The sequence below is a fragment of the Streptomyces albospinus genome (genome assembly GCF_014648695.1).
Taxonomy (GTDB): Bacteria; Actinomycetota; Actinomycetes; order Streptomycetales; family Streptomycetaceae; genus Streptomyces; species Streptomyces albospinus.
Window position 1 is genome coordinate 147,687 of the sequence record NZ_BMRP01000020.1, and the last position, 882, is coordinate 148,568.

At 68.5% G+C, this 882-nt stretch carries 2 protein-coding genes; both read right to left on the reverse strand.

The genetic code is table 11. The features are described 5' to 3' along the window. Nucleotides 1-26: 26 nt before the first annotated feature. Nucleotides 27-407 (reverse strand): helix-turn-helix domain-containing protein, encoded by a 381-nt coding sequence (locus tag IEZ17_RS25870; RefSeq protein ID WP_189304063.1) that lies wholly within the window; start codon nt 405-407, stop codon nt 27-29. Then, a complete protein-coding gene (locus tag IEZ17_RS25875) occupies nt 404-688 on the reverse strand; it encodes a YkoF family thiamine-binding protein (protein WP_189304065.1) in 285 nt (94 codons plus the stop codon). The genes IEZ17_RS25870 and IEZ17_RS25875 overlap by 4 nt, the downstream gene beginning before the upstream one ends. Between the last annotated feature and the right edge of the window lie 194 nt (nt 689-882).

The window sequence follows — 882 nt, forward strand, 5'->3', positions numbered from 1 at the left end:
GCTGCGGGCGTTGCGACCGATTCGGCTCAGTCGGCGTCCTTCGCGGCGGATTCCCGGTTCAGGTAGTTGTAAACGGTGAACCGGCTGACACCGAGCGCCCCGGCGACGGTTTCCACGCCGTGCCGCACGGAGAACGCGCCCCGCGTCTCCAGTATGCGCACGACCGACTGCTTGGTCTTGCGGTCCAGCTCCGACAGCGGCATACCGTGCCGGCGCTCCAGCTCGGCGAGGATGTGGTCGAGCGAATCCGACAGGTGGGGAAGCCGTACGGCCACCCGGTCCCGCCCCTCCCAGGCCAGCACGACGTCGTCACCCCGGGCCTGGTCCGGCGCGACCAGCTGTCCGCCCATCGCATCCACCAGCGGCTTGACCGCCTGGACGAACGGGTGGTCGGCGGGCTCGGTCACTTCTCGTCCCCCTTGCCCTCCGCCGCGCCGCGCCCATGGGCGTCCGCGATCACATTGACCTGGAGGGAGACGCGGGTGGCGCCGGCCTCCAGGGACTCGCGCAGCAGGGCGTTCACCGCTTCCAGCACCCGACCCGCCTCTCCCTCGGCCGTATTGCCGAAGGGGCCGACGTCGACGGCGTCCAGCTCGGCGCCGTTGACGATGTCCCGCGCCACCACCGCATGAGCCGGCGCCTCGTCCAGATCGAACGGCTCCGTCGTGAACTCAACTCTCAATCGCACGCCGTTCAACCTACGCGCGGTTCGGCCCGGCCACCAGAAATTGCCTCCGGACCCCCTTGACAGCCTCCCCGCCCGCCCGGCAGTGTTCCATTACGCAGAAAGTAAGTTCCGCTATACGGAAGGAGCGCCGCCCCTATGGGTTTCACGGACACGCGCTTCAACGTCAACCTGTCGATTCTGTTCACCGAGCTTCC